The 19272-nt window shown below is 64.1% G+C and carries 16 protein-coding genes; 9 read left to right on the top strand and 7 right to left on the bottom strand.

Features of this window, described 5'->3' with window-relative positions:
* Positions 1-50 precede the first annotated feature (50 nt).
* Positions 51-1247: an aromatic ring-hydroxylating oxygenase subunit alpha gene (locus AC20117_RS10905; protein ID WP_074699714.1), complete on the top strand. Its 1197-nt coding sequence runs from the start codon at positions 51-53 to the stop codon at positions 1245-1247.
* Here the strand turns inward: AC20117_RS10905 and AC20117_RS10910 are convergent.
* The 6 genes from AC20117_RS10910 to AC20117_RS10935 form a co-directional block, all read right to left on the bottom strand.
* On the bottom strand, positions 1221-2024 hold the full coding sequence (locus tag AC20117_RS10910) for an IclR family transcriptional regulator (protein WP_074699713.1): 804 nt from the start codon (positions 2022-2024) through the stop codon (positions 1221-1223). The genes AC20117_RS10905 and AC20117_RS10910 overlap by 27 nt on opposite strands.
* Positions 2025-2126: 102 nt before the next feature.
* Positions 2127-2945: an IclR family transcriptional regulator gene (locus AC20117_RS10915; RefSeq protein ID WP_236777507.1), complete on the bottom strand. Its 819-nt coding sequence runs from the start codon at positions 2943-2945 to the stop codon at positions 2127-2129.
* Between the two features lie 98 nt (positions 2946-3043).
* On the bottom strand, positions 3044-4300 hold the full coding sequence (locus AC20117_RS10920) for an aminopeptidase P family protein (protein WP_074699711.1): 1257 nt from the start codon (positions 4298-4300) through the stop codon (positions 3044-3046).
* A gap of 51 nt (positions 4301-4351) precedes the next feature.
* Positions 4352-5686: an MFS transporter gene (locus AC20117_RS10925; RefSeq protein ID WP_074699710.1), complete on the bottom strand. Its 1335-nt coding sequence runs from the start codon at positions 5684-5686 to the stop codon at positions 4352-4354.
* A 228-nt stretch (positions 5687-5914) separates the two neighbouring features.
* Complete coding sequence (locus AC20117_RS10930) at positions 5915-6388, bottom strand: nucleoside deaminase (protein ID WP_074699709.1); 474 nt, start codon at positions 6386-6388, stop codon at positions 5915-5917.
* Positions 6389-6546: 158 nt separating this feature from the next.
* Entirely contained in the window at positions 6547-8094 is a 1548-nt protein-coding gene (locus AC20117_RS10935) for a purine-cytosine permease family protein (RefSeq protein ID WP_074699708.1), read from the bottom strand.
* A gap of 108 nt (positions 8095-8202) precedes the next feature.
* On the opposite strand from AC20117_RS10935, the gene AC20117_RS10940 reads away from it, so the two are divergent.
* Complete coding sequence (locus AC20117_RS10940) at positions 8203-9711, top strand: PucR family transcriptional regulator (protein WP_074699707.1); 1509 nt, start codon at positions 8203-8205, stop codon at positions 9709-9711.
* Positions 9712-9753: 42 nt separating this feature from the next.
* Here the strand turns inward: AC20117_RS10940 and AC20117_RS10945 are convergent, their stop codons facing one another.
* Positions 9754-10425: a GntR family transcriptional regulator gene (locus AC20117_RS10945; protein WP_074699706.1), complete on the bottom strand. Its 672-nt coding sequence runs from the start codon at positions 10423-10425 to the stop codon at positions 9754-9756.
* A 131-nt stretch (positions 10426-10556) separates the two neighbouring features.
* Here AC20117_RS10945 and glyA point away from each other — a divergent pair, with 131 nt between their 5' ends.
* From glyA to purU, 7 genes are read left to right on the top strand one after another with little or no spacing between them, the layout of a single operon-like run.
* Positions 10557-11855 (top strand): serine hydroxymethyltransferase, encoded by a 1299-nt coding sequence (gene glyA / locus AC20117_RS10950; protein ID WP_074699705.1) that lies wholly within the window; start codon positions 10557-10559, stop codon positions 11853-11855.
* Positions 11855-13072 (top strand): sarcosine oxidase subunit beta family protein, encoded by a 1218-nt coding sequence (locus AC20117_RS10955; protein ID WP_074699704.1) that lies wholly within the window; start codon positions 11855-11857, stop codon positions 13070-13072. Before glyA ends, AC20117_RS10955 begins: the two co-directional genes overlap by 1 nt.
* Positions 13073-13086: 14 nt before the next feature.
* Complete coding sequence (locus tag AC20117_RS10960) at positions 13087-13416, top strand: sarcosine oxidase subunit delta (protein ID WP_074699703.1); 330 nt, start codon at positions 13087-13089, stop codon at positions 13414-13416.
* On the top strand, positions 13413-16340 hold the full coding sequence (locus tag AC20117_RS10965; RefSeq protein WP_074699702.1) for a sarcosine oxidase subunit alpha family protein: 2928 nt from the start codon (positions 13413-13415) through the stop codon (positions 16338-16340). Before AC20117_RS10960 ends, AC20117_RS10965 begins: the two co-directional genes overlap by 4 nt.
* A complete protein-coding gene (locus AC20117_RS10970) occupies positions 16333-16962 on the top strand; it encodes a sarcosine oxidase subunit gamma (protein WP_074699701.1) in 630 nt (209 codons plus the stop codon). The genes AC20117_RS10965 and AC20117_RS10970 overlap by 8 nt, the downstream gene beginning before the upstream one ends.
* Positions 16962-18362: an L-serine ammonia-lyase gene (locus tag AC20117_RS10975; protein ID WP_074699700.1), complete on the top strand. Its 1401-nt coding sequence runs from the start codon at positions 16962-16964 to the stop codon at positions 18360-18362. The genes AC20117_RS10970 and AC20117_RS10975 overlap by 1 nt, the downstream gene beginning before the upstream one ends.
* Entirely contained in the window at positions 18352-19245 is an 894-nt protein-coding gene (purU, locus tag AC20117_RS10980) for a formyltetrahydrofolate deformylase (protein ID WP_074699699.1), read from the top strand. Before AC20117_RS10975 ends, purU begins: the two co-directional genes overlap by 11 nt.
* Positions 19246-19272 lie beyond the last annotated feature (27 nt).

Consider the following 19272-nt stretch of genomic DNA (forward strand, 5'->3'; position numbering starts at 1 on the left):
AAATATCTGATTGCACTTTCCCGCTTCTCGCACTTCCAAGGAGTATCCCTATGACTGCCGAAATCATCTCGGAAAGCCTTATCTCGACCCTGCCCGGCAATACCTATGTCGATGAGGACATTTTCAGGACGGAACAGGAACGAATCTTTGAACAGATGTGGTTCTGTGCCGTGCGCTCGGAGGACCTAGCGAAGCCGGGTGCTTACAAGACAGTCCAGATTGGCCGCGAGTCCGTCATCGTCACACGCAACCGCAAGGGCGCAATTCGGGCGTACTACAACATTTGCCGGCACCGTGGGGTCAAGCTGTGTATGGAGGAATCCGGTGAGGCCGGCCGCTCTTTCCAGTGCCCCTACCACGCCTGGACCTACGACTTTGATGGCAAGCTGATCGCGGCCCCGAACCTTACGAAGATGCCGGATATCGACCGGGAAAAGTACGGGCTGGTCCACGTCGCCGTGCGCGAATACCTCGGCTATGTCTGGCTCTGCCTGGCCGATGAGCCGCCGTCGTTCGAGGACGACGTTGTCGGGGCCATCGAGGAGCGTCTCGGCGATGTCCAGGCTATCGAGAGCTACGGCGTTGCCAACTTGAAACTTGGCCGGCGTATCACCTACGACGTGAAGGCGAATTGGAAGCTCATCATCGAGAACTTCATGGAGTGCTACCACTGCGCTACCATTCACCCAGAGCTGACGGAGGTGCTGCCCGAATTCGCGGATGGACTGGCGGCGCAGTACTTTGTCGGCCACGGCGCGGAGTTCGGTGAAGAGGTTAAGGGCTTCACCATTGACGGTTCGGAAGGCGTGGACCGGATTCCCGGCATCGGCGACGATCAGGATCGGCGCTACTACGCCATTACGATCAAACCGACGGTCTTCGTCAACCTGGTGCCGGACCACGTCATCATCCACCGGATGTTCCCGATGGCCGCCGACTACACGATCGTCGAATGCGACTGGCTCTATCTTCCCAGCGTTGTGGAGAGCGGCACTGACCTGACGTCCTCAGTAGAGCTGTTCCACCGGGTGAACCAGCAGGATTTCGATGCGTGCGAGCGTTGCCAGCCTGCCATGGGCTCAAAGATCTACGCAAAGGGCGGCGTTCTGGTTCCCAGTGAGCACCATATCGGTGCGTTCCACCACTGGGTTCAGCAGATGCTCGACGGCACTGGTACGGTCTCCGGTCCCGTTGCCGACGCCGTACCCGACGCTCCTGAATCACTCGACGCTGTAACCCATCCGTGAACTGATATCTTGCCCGGCCTGTTTGAGATCCTCGATCAGGCCGGGCATTTCCTTGGGCTTGAAGCGGAATGAAGGACCGGACATGCTGACAGCGCCGATAACCGTCCCGAGGTGGTCAAATACGGGAACGGCGATCGCGCTGAGGCCTATCTCGAATTCTTCGAAGACGACGGCGTAGCCTGAACTGCCCACCTCGAGCAGCTCCTTCTCAAGTTCCTGCTTGGAGGTAATGGTCCGGGCGGTTTGGGCCGGGAGCCCGGTCTCCTTAAGGATCCTTTGCCGCTGTTCCGATGTCAGCGCCGCAAGCAGCACCTTGCCGCTGGAGGTGGCGTGGAGCGGCGTGAGGCTGCCGATCCAGTCATGCGTGGACAGGGTGGAAGGGCCCATCGCCTGATCCACGTTGACTGCGTAGTTGGAGCGCAGGACGGCCAGATTGACGGTTTCCTTGTACTGTTCGGCCAAGGCTTCCAAGACGGGCCGTGCTTCGCGGACCAGGCTCAGCCTGCCCGGAATGGAATTGGCAAGACGGAGAATGCTAAAACCGAGCTGATACTTGCCGCGCTCCGAATTCTGCTGGACCATCCCTCGCTGATCGAGCGACGCCAGGAGCCGGGAGGCCGTGGACTTGTGCACGCCCATTTCTTCGGCGATCTCACTCACTCCGGCAGACCCCATACGCGCGAGTATTTCGAGAACCGTGATGGCGCGGTCGACCGACTGAACGCCGCGGCTGGCCTCCGGACTCTCGTCGTCGATATTAAAGTCAGTTACAGGCATATGAACATGCTCTCAGACAGGGAGGCTGCAGGCACCACCGGAAGGAAGGCGGCTTTTATCACCTTGTCGTTCGAACATGGGACCTCTTTCATAGTGAGGGAGTCAAGCGGGATTTCCACCGAGCCGGACGGTGACCTTGCGGGCGGCTGCGGTGCATGCTTCTACCAGTGCCTGCAGTTGATCGGTGGATACCCTGAAGCGGGGAGCTGCCAGCATGACACAGGCAGCGAGATCGCCGCGGTGGTCGAGGACAGGGGCGGCGACGCCCACTTCGTCCAGCGAGGTCTCCCCGTAGTTGATGGCATAGCCCTGCGACGAAACCTGCTTGAGCCGTGTCAGATACTCCTCCACGTTCTCCTGCGTAGGGGCGGCGAGGATAATCTGCCCGCTGGTCAGCCGTGTCCGTGCCCGTTCGGTCCCTTCGCCGGCCAGGAATACCTGGACTGAGGAACTGACCGCGGTGTTGTAGCGGGTGCCCAGAGGAGTGGTGTGCTTGACTTGCTGCCGGCTGGGCAGTTGCTCAACACAGACTGACTCACTGCCATTCCAGACCATAAGTGCACTGGTTTCGCCGGTAAGCTCGGTCAATTCCTGCAGCACAGGGTAGGCCGCCCGGCGCTCATCCAGATCAGCCAGCAGCGGACCCGCGACGGCTATCAGCCCCAGACCCAGCTTGAACCGCCGCGACGCGGCGTCGCGTTCAACCAGGTCCTCCTGTTCCAAGGTGGCCAGGATGCGCGAGACTGTACTCTTGTGCAGTCCCACCTGCGCCGCAATCTCCGTGACTCCTTGCAGCGGTTGTTCCGCGGTGAAGCAGCGAAGCACCTCGATGGCATTGACGAGGACGGAAGCGCCGCGCACATCGGACGTACCGCCGTCGTTCGTGGGTGCAGTAGAACCGGATGCAGCTGTATCACTCATGGTGGTGTCCATTCTGGCCCATGGAACGCGTAATGCGGCACAGACGGGTGTCCGTCTGCGCCGCATTCACTCCAATTCCGCCTTTAAAGGTGCCGTATTTACGCGTCGATGATGTTGTTTTCGGGGCCGAAGCCGAATTTGGTGATGTTTTCGACGTCGCCGTTTTCGCCGATGACGAGGATGTCGTGTTCGCGGTAGCCGCCGGCGCCGGGTTCGCCGTCTTGGACGGTGATCATGGGTTCCATGGAGACGACCATGCCGGGTTCGAGGACGGTGTCGATGTCTTCGCGCAGTTCCAGGCCTGCTTCGCGGCCGTAGTAGTGGGAGAGGACGCCGAAGGAGTGGCCGTAGCCGAAGGTGCGGTTCGGGAGCAGGCCGTGGCCGATGTAGATTTCGTTGAGTTCGGCGGCGATGTCCTTGCAGACGGCGCCGGGTTTGATCAGTTCCAGGCCGCGGCGGTGGACTTCGACGTTGACGTTCCAGAGTTCGAGGGAGCGTTCGTCGGGCTGGCCGAGGAAGAGGGTGCGTTCGAGGGCGGTGTAGTAGCCGGAGGTCATCGGGAAGCAGTTCAGGGACAGGATGTCGCCTTGCTGGAGTTTGCGGGTGGTGGCCCAGTTGTGGGCGCCGTCGGTGTTGATGCCGGACTGGAACCAGACCCAGGTGTCGCGGACTTCGCGGTGCGGGAAGGTGCGGGCGATTTCGTGCACCATGGCTTCGGTGCCGATGAGGGCGACTTCGTATTCGGTGATGCCTTCGCGGATGGCTGCTTTGATGGCTTCGCCGCCGAGGTCGCCGATGCGGGCGCCGTGTTTGATGACTTCGATTTCTTCGGCGGATTTGATCATGCGCTGGCGCATGGCGTCCTGTGAGACGTCTACCAGGGTCGCGCCGTCGAAGGCGGCGGCGATGGACTGGCGGGTCATCAGCGGCAGGGCGTCGTCTTCGACGCCGATGCGGGCGGCCTTCACGCCGTCGCGCTTCAGGGCTTCCTGCAGGCCGTAGTAGAAGTTGTCGCGCTTCCAGTCGGTGTAGACGATGTTGTCGCCGTAGCTGGTGCGCCAGGGCATGCCGGCGTCGATGTTCGCGGTGATGGTGGTCGAGTTGTCCGCGGTGACCACCAGCGCGTAGTTGCGGCCGAAGGTGGTGTAGAGGAAGTCGGAGTAGTACTTGATGCCGTGGTAGCTGGTCAGGATGACGGCGTCGAGTTCCTTCGCGGCCATGATCCGGCGCAGGCCGGACAGGCGGCGCTCGAACTCGGCGTCCGAGAAGGTGAGCTGCTGCTTGGACCCGTTGTGCAGGGTCTTCAGGCGCTCGAGCTCGGCGACGGAGTTGGCGGGAGCAGCTGCGATGGTCATTGAATCTCCTAAAGGATGTTGTGTTGTTTTTGACATGTGTGAGGGAAGCATTTATTCGTGCCGCAATGGCTGGTTGCTGGTTTCGCGGGACAGTGCGACCGCGACCAGGGAAATGACGGCGGCGGCCACGAGGTAGAACGCCGGCGCCAGATCGTTCGCGGTTGCGGCGATCAGCAGCGTCGCCATCATCGGTGCGGTTCCACCGAAGAGGGCATTGGAGAGATTGAAACTGACGGCGAAGCCGCTGTAGCGCACGCGGGTCGGGAACATCTCTGCCAGGAAGCTCGGCAAGGTGCCGTCATTGAGCGTCAGCATGGCGCCAAGCAGGATCTGGACCAGGACGATGACCAGGAAATTGCCGGTGCCCAGCAGGCTGAACGCGGGGACGGTCAGCAAGATGAACAGCACGGAGGCGGAGATGAGGACCTTCTTGCGGCCGAAGCGGTCGGAAAGCATGCCGGTGAGGAAGATGAAGCCGATGTACGTCAGCAGGGCGATCGTCGTCGCAACGTATGACTCGGTGGCACCCAGGCCCAGCTCTTCCGAGAGGTAGGTGGGCATGTAGCTGAGGATGACGTAGAAGCCGACGGCGTTCAGCAGCACCGCGCCGACGGCCTGCAGCAGCTGGCGCCAGTGAGTGCGGAACATGTCCTTGACCGGTGCCTTGACGGCGTGGTCTTCCTCTGCCAACGCCCGGAAGGCCGGGGTGTCCTCAAGCTTGGTCCGGATGTAGCGGCCGATGAGGCCCATGGGGGCAGCCAGAAGGAAGGGCAGGCGCCATCCCCAGTCCTGCATCTGGCTGTCGTCGAGCAGGCCGGTCAGCAGTGCCGCGAGGAGCGAACCGAGCAGCAGCCCGGTGGCGGTGCTGGCAGGAACTACGGCGGCATAGAGTCCGCGCCGGTTCGGGGGTGCGTACTCGACGAGGAAGGCGGATGCACCGGCGTATTCGCCGGATGCGGAGAAGCCCTGCACGACCCGGATGATCAGCAGCAGGATGGGAGCCCAGATGCCGATGGTCGCGTAGCCGGGGATCAGCGCGATGCAGAACGTGGCCGCGGACATGATCAGGATGGACCAGGACAGGGCGGTTCGCCGGCCGATCCGGTCTCCGATATGCCCCCAGACAAAGCCGCCCAGAGGCCGGACCAGGAAGGAGATGGCGAAGAGGGCGAAGGTCATCAGGAGTCCGGTCTGCGGGTCGGACTCAGGGAAGAATACGGCCGTGATGGTGACGGCGAGGTAGCCGTAGACGGCGTAGTCGAACCACTCGACGAAGTTGCCGATAAAGCTGGCGGCGATGACTTTGCGGCGGGTGTCCCGGCCAACGTTCGGCTCAAGCCGACGTTGGCCGCTGAGGGAGGGATCGCCATCGTTGGAAAAGGCCACGGCGGGAGTGTCTTTCGTTCCTGGAACGGGGGCGCCATTGCCTGCCCGAGTTTTGCTCAGTTTCATTGGGGAAAACCATCCAGATTGGGGAAGTTGCAGTGAATGCAACAGTGTTGCGTCAACGATAAGTTGTGTGCTGTGTCACTGTCAACCCTTGTTGGTCCAAAAAAGAACGCCCTTCCCGGACTCTCCGGGAAGGGCGCGCAACGACGTTGTTTTTACTGCAACCTACGTGAGGTGGTTTGGCTGGTTCTCGGCGAGTTCGCCGATGTCTTCCGCCCACAGCTCCGGCTGGGCCCGCTGGAAGTCCTGCATGAGCTCGGCGCACCGTTCATCATTCAGGACGATGACCTCAACACCCCGTGAGCGCAGCAGATCCAGTTCACCCGGGAAAGTGCTCGATTCGCCCACGACGACGGTCGGAATTTTGAACTGGATGATCGTTCCGGCGCACATCGCGCAGGGTGCCAGTGTGGTGTAGAGAACGGTGTCGGTGTAGGTGCTTTGGCGACCTGCTGCGCGGATGCAATCAATTTCTCCGTGGGCAGTAGGGTCCCCTTGTTGAAACCGCTGATTGTGTCCCGTGGCCCTCAGCTCGCCGTTTCGCTCGAGGGCGGCACCGATGGGTATGCCGCCCGTCGACATGCTCTTTCGTGCAGCTTCCACGGCGGCTTCGAAACTGGGTCGTGACAAGGTAGGCATGGTTCTCCGGTTCGTTTTTGTAGTGTCATAACTGGGAAATGCCGGTACGGCCGGAGCTAAGTGTCAGCTCCGGCCGTACCGGGGGAGAGCGTCAAGTAAAGTCAGGCGATAGGCCGCCCTTCCAAGGATTACTCATTGACTTGCTGATGGGAAGGCAGTCAGGACACGCCGCCGTAGGTGGCGTCCAAGTGGCGGCCGCGCTCCTGGTCCTTGGGTGCAGCGGCAGGCTCCGGCGTGGAGGTGCTGGAGATGCTGGTGGCGTAGCGGCGGTGGATGCGCGGGCCGAGAATTGAGTACACCGTGGCGCTCGTCAGCCCGCCGGCGAGCCAGGACAGGTCCAGTCCGCCCATGGCGACGGCGATCGGTCCCTGCGTGGCCGGGAGGATGCCGTACATGAACAGCCAGGTGGCGAAGATGCCCGCGAACAGAGCGGTAACGCCGGCCCAGTTCACTACCGGCAGACGGTGGGTGCCGATGGGATCGAAGAGGCGGGCCGGATCCTGAGGCCGACGGCGCTCGATGCCGTAGTAATGGACCAGCATGATGCCTCCCCACGATGCCACCCAGGCAACGAGCCCGATGAGCCACGAGTCGAGCACGGCCGCGAAGTTGGTCTGGTAGATGAAGAAGATGACGGCGATCAGGGCGAAGACTCCTACAATCAGGTTCAGCACGCGCCGCTTGATGCGGACATCGAGGGCCTGTGCCGCCACCGAGAACGTGTAGATGTTCAGGATGTTTGTGGCGATGGGGCCGTGCAGAACCATCAGCAGGACGGGGATGGCCAGAGCTCCGTAGTTTTCCACGATGAGCTGGCCGGGGTCGATGCTTCCGCTTTTGGTAGCGAGGCTGGCGCCGAGTACTCCGAGCCATACGACCGGGATGAACTGGCCCAGCACCGAAGCCAGGTACAGGCGTTTCTTCGATGTCTTGGTGCTCACGAAGCGTGAGTAGTCCGCCGCGTAGGTGAACCAGGTGATTCCCCAGCCGATTCCGATGGCGGTCATGACGGCGCTCATGGCGGCGATACGTTCGGTGCCGGTGAGGATTTCTCCTGCCGGACCGGCGTAGCTCCAGTCGATATCCATGCCGAACCAGGCGACTGCGGACATGGCGATGAGGACCAGGATCGTGGGTGGAACGGTCCAGCGTTCGAAGGCGGCGATTGCCTTGTAGCCGAAGAACGCGATCAGGACCTGCAGCCCCATGATGAGTGCGGCGACGCCGATCTTCCAGCCGTAATTTTCCTGAGTCGGGTCGACCCAGCCGATGCTCCCGAACAGGGCCATGACCAGGTCGAGGATGATCCAGGTGTTGACCGCGCACCAGCCGATGCCCAGCGTTGCCTGGATTGCTGCCGGTATGTAATTGCCGCGCCGGCCGAATGCTGCACGTGCGAGGACCATTCCGGTTGCGCCAGTCTTCTGTCCAAGCAGAACGAAGAAGCCGAACAGCACCATGCCGATCAAGTTTCCGAGGACGAGAACGGTTATTGTGTCGGCGAAGCCGAGACCAAGGTTAATTCCGAGTGCTCCGAGGACCCAGTTGATGGGTGCGAGGTTCGCGCCTGCCCAGATCCAGAACTGGCCTGAGACTTTTCGGGTGCGGGAGGATTCGGGAATGCATTGCAGGTCTTGCTCCACATCGTCGTGGGACGAAGAGCCTGCTGCGGGGGAAGAAGGGGTGCCCTGTTGGTTCTGAATCATTGGATTCCTCCGGTGAGTTTTGGGACTGGGTCAATGTTATGTGGGCTGAGTCACATGATCTATATTCGATATGTCGCATAAGCTCTGATTGAAATGGACAGATCGTCAATGAATATTGAGCTCGAAGAGGTGCTCAGCCACGAGGCGTTCCGAAGGGCTGGTCCCATTGTCCGTGCTGGCGCCGCATTTGTGCCTGGACGCCAGGTGCGGTGGGTTCATTCGAGTGAAGTTATGGATATCGCTCCGCTGCTCAGCGGCGGGGAATTGCTGCTGACTGGCGGTGTGGAACTCGCGGCTGCGACCGCGGAACAGCGGCGGCAGTATATCCGCGACCTCGCTGCCCGCAGTATTGCGGCCCTCGGCATCGAGTCCGGCGGACCCTTGAAGACCATTCCCGCCGATCTCATCCAGACAGCCGAGGCACATGAGCTGCCCCTGATTGAGCTGCGGAAGGTTGCCCCCTTTGTGCAGATCGCCCAGTCCATCAACAGCCTCCTCGTCACCCGATCGGTCGACCTTCTGCGCCAAGCAGATGTTCTGTCCCAAAAGTTGGCAGCCGAACTGGCGAACGGCGGAGGTTTGAAGGAGCTCCTGCAGCTCCTGGCCAGTCAGATCCCGGCCGATGTGACGGTCCTGGATGGGGCAGGAGCGGTCATCGAGCAGGCAATGGCACCGGCTACTGCAGAAACTCAATCCGATATAGAATTCCCTCCGCTCGAATTTGATATCTCCCAGCGCGGTACGGTGACAGCTTCCTTGCGCCTCAGTCCGAAAACGGATGGCGACAGTTCCTGGGCCCAGGTTGTTGGCGAGCGGGCAGCGAGCATCCTGGCGCTGGCGCTGCATGGACGGCACGCACCGGATCTTGTGGATGTCGCGGGCAAGGAGTTGGTGCGATCTATTTTGGGCGGAGTCCAGGGCCAGCGGCTGCGGCAGCTTTGCCGAACGGCCGGTATGGATCCCGACGACCAGTTTGTGGTCGTTCTCGGCAGGCCACTTGGTGCCGGCTGCCGCTGGGCCGGCGTCGAGAGGCTGGTCCGCAAATACCGTACGAAGGCCATTGTTTATGTCCAGCAGCAAGAAATGGTCGCTGTGGCAGCCCTTCCGGCGAAGGGGTCTCGTGCTCGCCGGGCAACGATGTTGTCTGAGCTGAAAGCGGGTGTCGTTGACCAGCCCCAGGTGCTGGTGGTCGGTCCTGTCTCGGCGGGGATCGCCGATGCCGCGCGGTCCCTCGCGGAGACGAGGCTGACTTTTGATCTGGCACCCGCGGGAACGGGGCCTGGCTCAGTTATCGACGCCGATGCCTTCGTAATAGAACGTTTGGCGTCTCAAGCTACCGGTGACGAAGCAATCCACCACGTGGTGGATGAACTCCTCGGCGGGCTCATTGCACACGACGATTCCAGACGTTCGCGCTTGCTCGAAACGTTTGATGAATGGTTGGCCTCCGGTTGCAATACGGCGGAGACAGCACGGGCGATGCACCTCGAGCGCCAGTCGCTGTACAACCGGTTGGAGAAAATCTTCGAGCTGATCGGCGGGGACCCGCGCGGTACCGACAGGCTTGCCGGGCTTCATCTGGCTGCGCGGTTGGGGCGCTATCTTCGTTCGTCCTGAAGCGGATAGGTGCGACCCGCGCATGCCGATCGTCCGTTGGAACTAGAGGACTTTCCGGATGGTCTCTTCGAAACTGGTGACGTGCTCGAGCGCCAAGGTGCCGGCCCTGTCTGCGTCACCGGCAACAATCGCGTCCAGCAGTTCGACATGTTCGGTGATGTGGCCGGCGATCGAGGGGACGCGGTCCAGCACGAGGCACCAGATCCGGGTGGCGAGATTGTCGAGCCGGATGAGGGTTTCTTCCAGGTGCGTGTTGCCGGCCGCTTTGTAGATCAGGCGGTGCACGCTCAAGTCATAGCGCATCAGCGCATGCTTCTCCGGCTTCTCACCGTCGAGGCGTTCAATGTCCCGGGCCAGATTATGCAGTTCCTCTTTGACTTCGGAACCAGCCATTCGGGCGGCCCGCCGGGCCGCCAGCGGCTCCAGCGCCTGCCTCAGTTCCGAAACGTCGGCCAGGGCGGTGATGTCAACGATGGTGGCGAAGGTTCCCCTGCGTGGATAGGAGGTGACCATATGGTCGATTTCCAGACGCTTGAGCGCCTCCCGGACGGGCGTGCGGCCGATACCCATCTCGGCGGCCAGCTGCCCGTCATTGATCGGTTCCCCGGGGCGGATGTCCAGCATGATCAGTTTGTCCCGGAGTTCACGGTAGGCGCGCTCGGCCAGCGAGAGGGACAGATCGGCGCTGTGGGCCGACTCAGCAATGATGCTCATGGACTCGCTCCTTGGCTGGGCGGATTGGGCTAAATCTTACTGCTGTTGACAGTGTGTGATCACCATCATACTATTGCAACCAGTTCTGATATATCAGATACACATTAGTTGTTTTTCAAAGGAGAGAACGAATGGTGTCTACCCTGACCGCCCCGCTGGCAAGCGCTGATCCAGAGGTCGCCGCAGCCATTGGCCAGGAGTTGGATCGCCAGCAGTCCACGCTGGAAATGATCGCTTCCGAGAACTTCGCCCCGACGGCAGTGATGGAAGCCCAGGGCTCTGTCCTGACCAACAAGTACGCCGAGGGCTACCCGGGACGGCGCTATTACGGCGGCTGCGAGCACGTCGACGTGATCGAGCAGCTGGCCATTGACCGGGTCAAGGCACTCTTCGGCGCCGAGGCCGCCAACGTGCAGCCGCACTCCGGCGCGCAGGCCAATGCAGCCGCAATGTTTGCGCTGCTGACCCCGGGCGACACGATCCTCGGTCTGGACCTGGCCCATGGCGGCCACCTGACCCACGGGATGAAGATCAACTTCTCCGGCAAGCTCTACAACGTTGTTTCCTACGGCGTGTCCGAAGAGGACCACAAGATCGACATGGCCGAAGTTGAGCGGCTCGCCGTCGAGAACAAGCCGAAGCTCATTGTGGCCGGCTGGTCCGCTTACTCCCGGCAGCTGGACTTCGCGGAGTTCCGGCGCATCGCCGATCTGGTCGGCGCCTACCTCATGGTCGACATGGCGCATTTCGCCGGGCTGGTGGCCGCCGGACTGCACCCGAACCCGGTGCCCTACGCCGACGTCGTTACGACTACGACCCACAAGACCCTCGGCGGCCCCCGCGGCGGTGTGATCCTGTCGAAGCAGGAGCTGGCCAAGAAGATCAACTCGGCCGTTTTCCCCGGCCAGCAGGGCGGCCCGCTGGAGCACGTGATCGCCGGCAAGGCCGTTGCCTTCAAGATGGCAGCCTCACCGGAGTTCAAGGAACGCCAGCAGCGGACGCTGCAGGGTGCGCGGCTGCTGGCCGACCGCCTGCTGCAGGACGATGTGGCCGCGGCCGGCATCAGCCTGGTCAACGGCGGAACCGACGTCCACCTGGTGCTGGTTGACCTGCGCAACTCGGAGCTGGACGGCCAGCAGGCCGAAGACCGGCTGCACCGCGTTGGCATCACCGTCAACCGCAACGCCGTCCCGTTCGACCCGCGCCCGCCGATGATCTCCTCCGGCCTGCGGATCGGTACGCCGGCGCTGGCTACCCGTGGCTTCGGCGATGCCGAATTCGCGGAAGTCGCCGACATCATCGCCACGGCTTTGACCCATGAACTGACCGAGGAACTGACCTCGGAGCTGCAGGGCCGGGTCACCGTCCTTGCCGACAAATTCCCCCTCTACCCGAATCTGAATGCTGATACTTCGAACGGAGCACTGTAATGGCTGATCTGCTGCCAGAGCACCCGGATTTCCTGTGGCGGAATCCTGAGCCCAAATCTTCGTACGACGCCGTTATCGTCGGCGGCGGCGGACACGGCCTGGCTACCGCCTACTACCTGGCCAAGAACTTCGGCATGACCAACATCGCCGTGCTGGAGCGCGGCTGGCTGGCCGGCGGGAACATGGCTCGCAACACCACGATCATCCGCTCCAACTACCTGTGGGACGAGAGCGCGGGCATCTACGAGCACTCGCTGAAGCTGTGGGAGCAGCTGCCCGAGGAACTGGAATACGACTTCCTGTTCAGCCAGCGCGGCGTCATGAACCTCGCGCACACCCTGCAGGATGTGCGTGAGAGCGTGCGCCGGGTCAACGCCAACGTGCTCAACGGCGTGGACGCGGAGTGGATCACCCCGGAGCAGGTCAAGGAACTCTGCCCAATCATCAACATCGGGGACGACATCCGCTACCCGATCATGGGCGCGACCTACCAGCCGCGCGCCGGCATCGCCAAGCACGACCACGTGGCCTGGGCCTTCGCCCGCAAGTGCGACGAGATGGGCGTGGACATCATCCAGAACTGCGAGGTCACCGGTTTCATCAAGGACGGAAACCGCGTGGTCGGCGTCGAAACCAACCGCGGCCGGATCAACGCCGGCAAGGTGGCCCTGGCCGGAGCCGGACACAGCTCCGTGCTGGCCGAGCTGGCCGGTTTCGAACTGCCCATCCAGTCCCACCCGCTGCAGGCCCTGGTCTCCGAGCTGCACGAACCAGTGCACCCGACAGTGGTCATGTCCAACCACGTGCATGTCTACGTCTCCCAGGCGCACAAGGGCGAACTGGTCATGGGCGCCGGCATCGACTCCTACAACGGCTACGGCCAGCGCGGCGCCTTCCACGTGATCGAGGAGCAGATGGCTGCCGCCGTCGAACTTTTCCCGATCTTTGCCCGTGCCCACGTGCTGCGCACCTGGGGCGGCATCGTGGACACCACTATGGACGCATCCCCGATCATCTCCAAGACCCCCATCGACCAGCTGTACGTGAACTGCGGTTGGGGCACCGGCGGATTCAAGGGCACCCCGGGCGCCGGTTTCACCTTCGCCCACACCATCGCGATGGACGAGCCGCACCCGCTCAACGCCCCGTTTGCCCTGGACCGGTTCGAAACCGGGCACCTGATCGACGAACACGGCGCCGCAGCCGTAGCCCACTAGGAAGGAAAACCACGATGCTTCTGATCGAATGCCCCTGGTGCGGGCCGCGCGACGAAACCGAATACCACTACGGCGGCGAGGCCCACGTGGCCTACCCCGAAGATCCCAACCAGCTCAGCGACGAGGAGTGGTCGAAGTTCCTCTTCTACCGCGCCAATCCCAAGGGCCTCTTCGCCGAGCGCTGGGTGCACAGCACCGGCTGCCGGCGCTGGTTCAACGCGGTGCGCGACACCGTCAGCTATGACATCAAGGCCGTGTACAAGCCCGGCGAAAAGACACCACAGATCGACGCCGGCAACGTAGCCGGCGCCAAGGTCCAGTCTGTTGAAGGAGGAGCGAAGTGACCGCCCCCAGTGCCAACCAGTCCCAGCGGCTCGCAGCCGCTGCCAGCGCCGCTGCGCGGATCGACCGCACCAAGCCCCTGGCCTTTACGCTCGACGGCGAGGCCTTCAGCGGCTTCGCCGGTGACACCCTGGCATCGGCAATGCTCGCTGCCGGCAAGGTTACGGTAGGAAACTCGCTCTACCTCGACCGTCCCCGCGGCATCCTTTCCGCCGGCGTGGAAGAAGCGAACGCCCTGGTCAAGATCAGCGCGCGCTTCGAAGGCCACGTGGACGAATCCATGCTGCCGGCCACCACCGTTGAGCTGACGGACGGCCTGGACGCCAAGCTGCTCCAGGGCCTGGGCCAGCTGGACCCGCGCACGGACAAGGCCGTGTACGACCGCAAGTACGTCCACACCGACGTCCTTGTTGTCGGCGCCGGCCCCGCCGGGCTGGCCGCCGCCCGCGAAGCTGCCAAGAGCGGTGCCCGCGTCATCCTGATGGACGAGCAGCCCGAAGCCGGCGGCTCGCTGCTGTCCGGCCGGGACGAGGTCATCGACGGACTGCCCGCGCAGGACTGGATCGCCCGGACCACGGCCGAACTGGCTGCCGCCGAGGAAGTCACCTACCTCTCGCGGACCACCGCGTTCGGCAGCTACGACAGCAACTTCGTTGTCGCCGTGCAGCGCCGCACCGACCACTTGACCGGCGAACTCGGCGCCGGCGTCTCCCGCGAACGCATCTGGCATGTCCGCGCCAAGCAGGTGGTGCTCGCCACCGGCGCGCACGAGCGTCCGATCGTTTTCGCGAACAATGACCGTCCCGGCATCATGCTGGCCTCCGCCGTGCGCAGCTACCTGAACCGCTACGCAGTGGCGGCCGGACAGAACGTTGTCGTTGCCACCACCAACGACTCCGCCTACAAGCTGGTCACCGACCTGCAGGCAGCCGGCATCGGGATTGCGGCCGTGGTCGACTCCCGTCCCGAGGTCACCGGCGATGCAGCCGAGGCCCTGGCCGCCGCGGGCATCCGCCTGATCACCGGCAGCGCCGTGGTGGACACCGAAGGCAACAACGACGGCGGAAGGATCAGCGCCGTCGTCGTCAGCGGTCTGGACGCCGACGGGCAGCTGACCGGCGAACCCGAGACGATCGAAACGGATCTGCTCGCAGTCTCCGGCGGCTGGACCCCGGTGGTCCACCTGCACAGCCAGCGTGAGCGCCAGCTGAAGTGGGACGAGGCGCTCGCCGCGTTCGTCCCCGGCCGCGAGGTCAAAGACCAGCAGACCGCCGGTGCCCTCAACGGCAACCTGGATCTGGCCGGCTGCCTCGAGGAAGGCGCCCAGGCCGGTGCCGAGGCCGCCACCCGGGCCGGCTTCCGCGCCAACGCGCTGGTTCCCGCCGCCGCGCCCGAGACCTCCGCCCCGATCCGCCCGCTGTGGCTGGTACCGGGACTCGAGGGTGAGGCCGCCGGCTGGAAGACCCACTTTGTGGACTTCCAGCGCGACCAGACCGTGGCCGACGTGCTGCGTTCCACCGGTGCCGGCATGCGCAGCGTGGAGCACGTGAAGCGCTACACCTCGATCAGCACCGCCAACGACCAGGGCAAGACCTCCGGCATCAACGCCATCGGCGTTATCGCGGCGGCGCTGAACAACACCGACATCGGCAGCATCGGCACCACCGCCTACCGCGCCCCGTACACGCCGGTGGCCTTTACGGCACTGGCCGGGCGCCAGCGCGGGGAGCTCTTCGACCCGGCGCGGCTGACCTCGATCCACCCGTGGCACGTAGCCCACGGCGCCTTGTTCGAGGATGTCGGGCAGTGGAAGCGCCCCTGGTACTTCCCGCTGCCGGGCGAGGACATGGACACGGCCGTGCTGCGCGAATGCGCCGCCGTGCGTGAGAGCGTCGGTTTCATGGACGCCACCACGCTGGGCAAGATCGAGATCCGCGGCAAGGACGCCGGTGAGTTCCTCAACCGGATGTACACCAACGCGTTCAAGAAGCTCAAGCCGGGGCTGGGCCGCTACGGCCTGATGTGCACCCCTGACGGCATGATTTTCGACGACGGCGTGACCCTGCGCCTCGACGAGGACCGCTACTTCATGACCACCACCACCGGCGGCGCCGCCAAGGTGCTGGACTGGCTGGAGGAATGGCTGCAGACCGAATGGCCGGAGCTGGATGTGGTCTGCAACTCCGTCACCGAGCAGTACACCACCGTCGCCGTTGTGGGTCCGAAGTCCCGCGCCGTGATCGCCAAGCTGGCGCCCGAGCTGGACCTGGACAACGACGCGTTCCCGTTCATGGCGTTCAAGGAAACCACGCTCGCGTCCGGCATTCCGGCGCGCGTCTGCCGGATCTCGTTCTCCGGCGAGCTGGCGTTCGAGATCAACGTGTCCTCCTGGTACGGACTCAAGGTCTGGGAAGACGTGGCCGAGGCCGGTGCGGAGTTCAACATCACCCCGTACGGCACCGAAACCATGCACGTGCTCCGCGCCGAAAAGGGTTTCATCATCGTCGGCCAGGACACGGACGGCACCGTCACCCCGCAGGACGCGGGGATGGAATGGGTGGTCTCCAAGGTCAAGGACTTTGTGGGCAAGCGTTCCTACTCGCGGGCGGACAACGTGCGTGAGGACCGCAAGCAGTTGGTCGGCGTCCTGCCGGTGGACAAGTCGTTCCGCCTGCCGGAGGGCGCGCAGCTGGTCAACCAGGGCACCCGCATCGCCCCGGCCGAAGCGCCGGTGCCGATGGAGGGCCACGTGACCTCCAGCTACCACAGCGCCGCGCTGGGCCGCAGCTTCGGCCTGGCCATGATCAAGAATGGCCGCAACCGCATCGGTGAGACGCTGCAGGCCCCGCTCGGCGGGCAGCTTGTGGACGTTGTCATCGCAGAACCCGTACTTTACGATCCCGAAGGGAGCCGTCGTGATGGCTGAACAGGTATTGACTGACATTGCAGCACTGCGCCGCAGTCCGCTGGCACATCTGGAAGACGCAATCCGCGAAGGCGCCGTGTCCGGCGAACGGGGCGTGAGCCTGCGCGAGATCCCGTTCCTGAACATGGTCGGCCTGCGGGCCGAGCCGGGTTCGGCCGGGGCCAAGGCGCTGGAGGCCGCTCTGGGCCTCCCGCTGCCGGCGGGCCACGGGCAGGTCACGGGCGCCGTGGACGGGACCGCCCTGTTGTGGCTGGGCCCGGACGAGTTCCTGCTGGTCGGCCCGGAAGGATCCAACGCCACCGCGGCACTGACCGAAGCCCTGGGTGCCGAGCCGGGCGCCGTCGTCGATCTGTCGGCGAACCGCACCACGCTGGAACTGGCCGGCCCCTCGGCACGCGCCGTGCTGGAGAAGGGCTGCCACGTGGACCTGCACCCGCGGGCCTTCACCCCGGGCACCGCGGTCACGACCCAGCTCGGCCCGGTGCCGGTGCTGCTGTGGCAGATTGTGGAGGAAGGCGGGACGCAGACCTACCGGATCCTGCCGCGCGCCTCCTTCGCGGACTACACCGCACGCTGGCTGCTGGACGCGATGACGGAGTTCGCCTCACCCGAGGTGCCGTAATGGCGCTCAGCGCACTGGATCTGTTTTCCGTTGGCATCGGCCCCTCCTCATCGCACACGGTGGGGCCGATGCGGGCGGCCAAGCGGTTCACCGACGGCTTGGTCCGGGACGGGCAGCTGAACGCAGTTGCCCGCGTCCGGGCCGAGCTGTTCGGCTCGCTGGGCGCCACCGGCTTCGGCCACGGCTCGGACAAGGCCGTGGTGCTGGGCCTGCAGGGCCAGGACCCGGAGACTGTGGACACGGACACGGCCGACGCGCAGGTCCGCGACGCCATCGCCGCGCGCAAGCTGGCGCTGGCCGGGGAGCATCCGGTGCCCTTCGACTGGGACGCCGATGTGATCCTGCACCGGCGCAAGGCCTTGCCGGCGCACCCGAACGGCATGACTTTCTTCGCTTACGACGACGCCGGCGACCTGCTGCGCGAACGCACCTACTATTCGGTGGGCGGCGGCTTCGTGGTCGACGAGGATGCGGCCGGAGCGGACCGGATCGTCGAAGACGCCACCGTCCTGCCGTACCCGTTCACTACAGGGGCCCAGCTGCTGGCACACTGCCGGGCGGAGGGTCTCTCCATTGCCCAGGTCATGCTGGCCAACGAGCTCACCTGGCGCAGCGAAACCGACCTGCGCTCGCAGCTGCTGCACATTTGGGCGGTCATGCAGGAGTGCGTGGAAAACGGCTGTACCCGCACGGAGGAGAGGTTGCCCGGGGGACTGAAGGTCCGCCGTCGTGCTCCTGAACTGCGCCGCAAGCTGCGCCAGATCGAGGTTGCGGCCGCCACCAGCGGCAGCCCGCAGTCGGATCCGCTCTGGGCCATGGAATGGGTCAATCTCTACGCGCTGGCGGTCAATGAGGAGAATGCCTCCGGCGGCAGGATTGTTACCGCGCCGACCAACGGGGCGGCGGGCATCATTCCGGCCGTGCTGCACTTCTATACCCGGTTCGTCCCGGGTGCAGATGACGACGGCGTGGTGGAGTTCCTGCTTACGGCCGCGGCGGTGGGTATCCTCTTTAAGGAGAACGCGTCCATCTCCGGTGCGGAAGTCGGTTGCCAGGGCGAAGTGGGCTCGGCCTGCTCCATGGCAGCCGGCGCGCTGTGCGCGGTGCTGGGCGGGACACCTGAACAGGTTGAAAACGCTGCCGAAGTGGGCATCGAGCACAACCTGGGGCTGACCTGCGATCCTGTAGGCGGGCTGGTGCAGATTCCCTGCATCGAGCGCAACGCGATCGCCAGCGTCAAAGCGATCAACGCCGCGCGGCTCTGCCTGCAGGGCGACGGTGAGCACAAGGTCTCCCTGGATCAGGCCATCAAAACGATGCGCGAGACCGGCAAAGATATGAAGATCAAGTACAAGGAGACCTCCCGTGGTGGCTTGGCCGTCAACGTCATTGAGTGCTGAACAACAGCCCGCCCCGGGCGCCGAAGCGGCGTCCGAGCTGGTGCTGACCCTGGACTGCCGGGAGGCGCCGGGCATTGTGCACGCCGTCAGCGGTGTGCTGCTGGAACACGGCTGCAACATCGTCGAACTCAAGCAGTTCGACGACCGGCGCCTGGGCCACTTCTTCATGCGGGTGCATGTGGCTTCCTCGACCGGAGAGGCGGTGGACGAGGAGGCCCTGCGCAAGGATTTCGAGCCGGTGGCAGAACGTTTCGGGATGAGCTGGGAGCTCGACCGGCACGGGGCCAAGCGGCGCGTGATGATCATGGTCTCCAAGTTCGGGCACTGCCTGAACGACCTGCTCTTCCGCGCACGCACGGGGGAGCTGCCCGTGGAGATCGTCGCCGTGGTCTCCAACCACCGCGACCACCAGCGGCTGGTGGAATGGCACGGCATCCCGTTCTTCCACATCCCCGTCACCCCGGACACCAAGCCGGACGCCGAGGCGAAGCTGCTGGAACTGGTGGACCGCTTCGAGGTGGATCTGGTGGTCCTGGCACGCTACATGCAGGTGCTCAGTGATTCGCTGGCCACCCGGATGGCCGGCCGCGTGATCAACATCCACCACTCCTTCCTGCCTAGCTTCAAGGGCGCCAAGCCGTACCACCAGGCGTACGATCGCGGCGTGAAAACCGTGGGCGCCACCGCGCACTACGTCAACAGCGAGCTGGATGAGGGCCCGATCATCGCCCAGCAGTTGGTGGACGTGGACCACACCTTCGGCCCCGAGGACCTGGTCGCGGCCGGGCGCGATACCGAATGCAAGGCGCTCTCCAACGCGGTGAGGTGGCACTGCGAAGGCCGCGTCATCCTGCACGGAAACCGGACCGTAGTCCTGCGCTGACCTGATCCGACCCGGCCTGGCTTGACC

Origin of the sequence: Arthrobacter crystallopoietes (assembly GCF_002849715.1) — a bacterium.
Lineage (GTDB): Bacteria > Actinomycetota > Actinomycetes > Actinomycetales > Micrococcaceae > Crystallibacter > Crystallibacter crystallopoietes.

Coding starts and splice junctions, on each gene's coding strand:
- AC20117_RS10905 (WP_074699714.1), top strand. CDS start 51: ATGACTGCCGAAATCATCTCGGAAAGCCTTATCTCGACCCTGCCCGGC.
- AC20117_RS10910 (WP_074699713.1), bottom strand. CDS start 2,024: ATGCCTGTAACTGACTTTAATATCGACGACGAGAGTCCGGAGGCCAGC.
- AC20117_RS10915 (WP_236777507.1), bottom strand. CDS start 2,945: ATGAGTGATACAGCTGCATCCGGTTCTACTGCACCCACGAACGACGGC.
- AC20117_RS10920 (WP_074699711.1), bottom strand. CDS start 4,300: ATGACCATCGCAGCTGCTCCCGCCAACTCCGTCGCCGAGCTCGAGCGC.
- AC20117_RS10930 (WP_074699709.1), bottom strand. CDS start 6,388: ATGCCTACCTTGTCACGACCCAGTTTCGAAGCCGCCGTGGAAGCTGCA.
- AC20117_RS10935 (WP_074699708.1), bottom strand. CDS start 8,094: ATGATTCAGAACCAACAGGGCACCCCTTCTTCCCCCGCAGCAGGCTCT.
- AC20117_RS10940 (WP_074699707.1), top strand. CDS start 8,203: ATGAATATTGAGCTCGAAGAGGTGCTCAGCCACGAGGCGTTCCGAAGG.
- AC20117_RS10945 (WP_074699706.1), bottom strand. CDS start 10,425: ATGAGCATCATTGCTGAGTCGGCCCACAGCGCCGATCTGTCCCTCTCG.
- glyA (WP_074699705.1), top strand. CDS start 10,557: ATGGTGTCTACCCTGACCGCCCCGCTGGCAAGCGCTGATCCAGAGGTC.
- AC20117_RS10955 (WP_074699704.1), top strand. CDS start 11,855: ATGGCTGATCTGCTGCCAGAGCACCCGGATTTCCTGTGGCGGAATCCT.
- AC20117_RS10960 (WP_074699703.1), top strand. CDS start 13,087: ATGCTTCTGATCGAATGCCCCTGGTGCGGGCCGCGCGACGAAACCGAA.
- AC20117_RS10970 (WP_074699701.1), top strand. CDS start 16,333: ATGGCTGAACAGGTATTGACTGACATTGCAGCACTGCGCCGCAGTCCG.
- AC20117_RS10975 (WP_074699700.1), top strand. CDS start 16,962: ATGGCGCTCAGCGCACTGGATCTGTTTTCCGTTGGCATCGGCCCCTCC.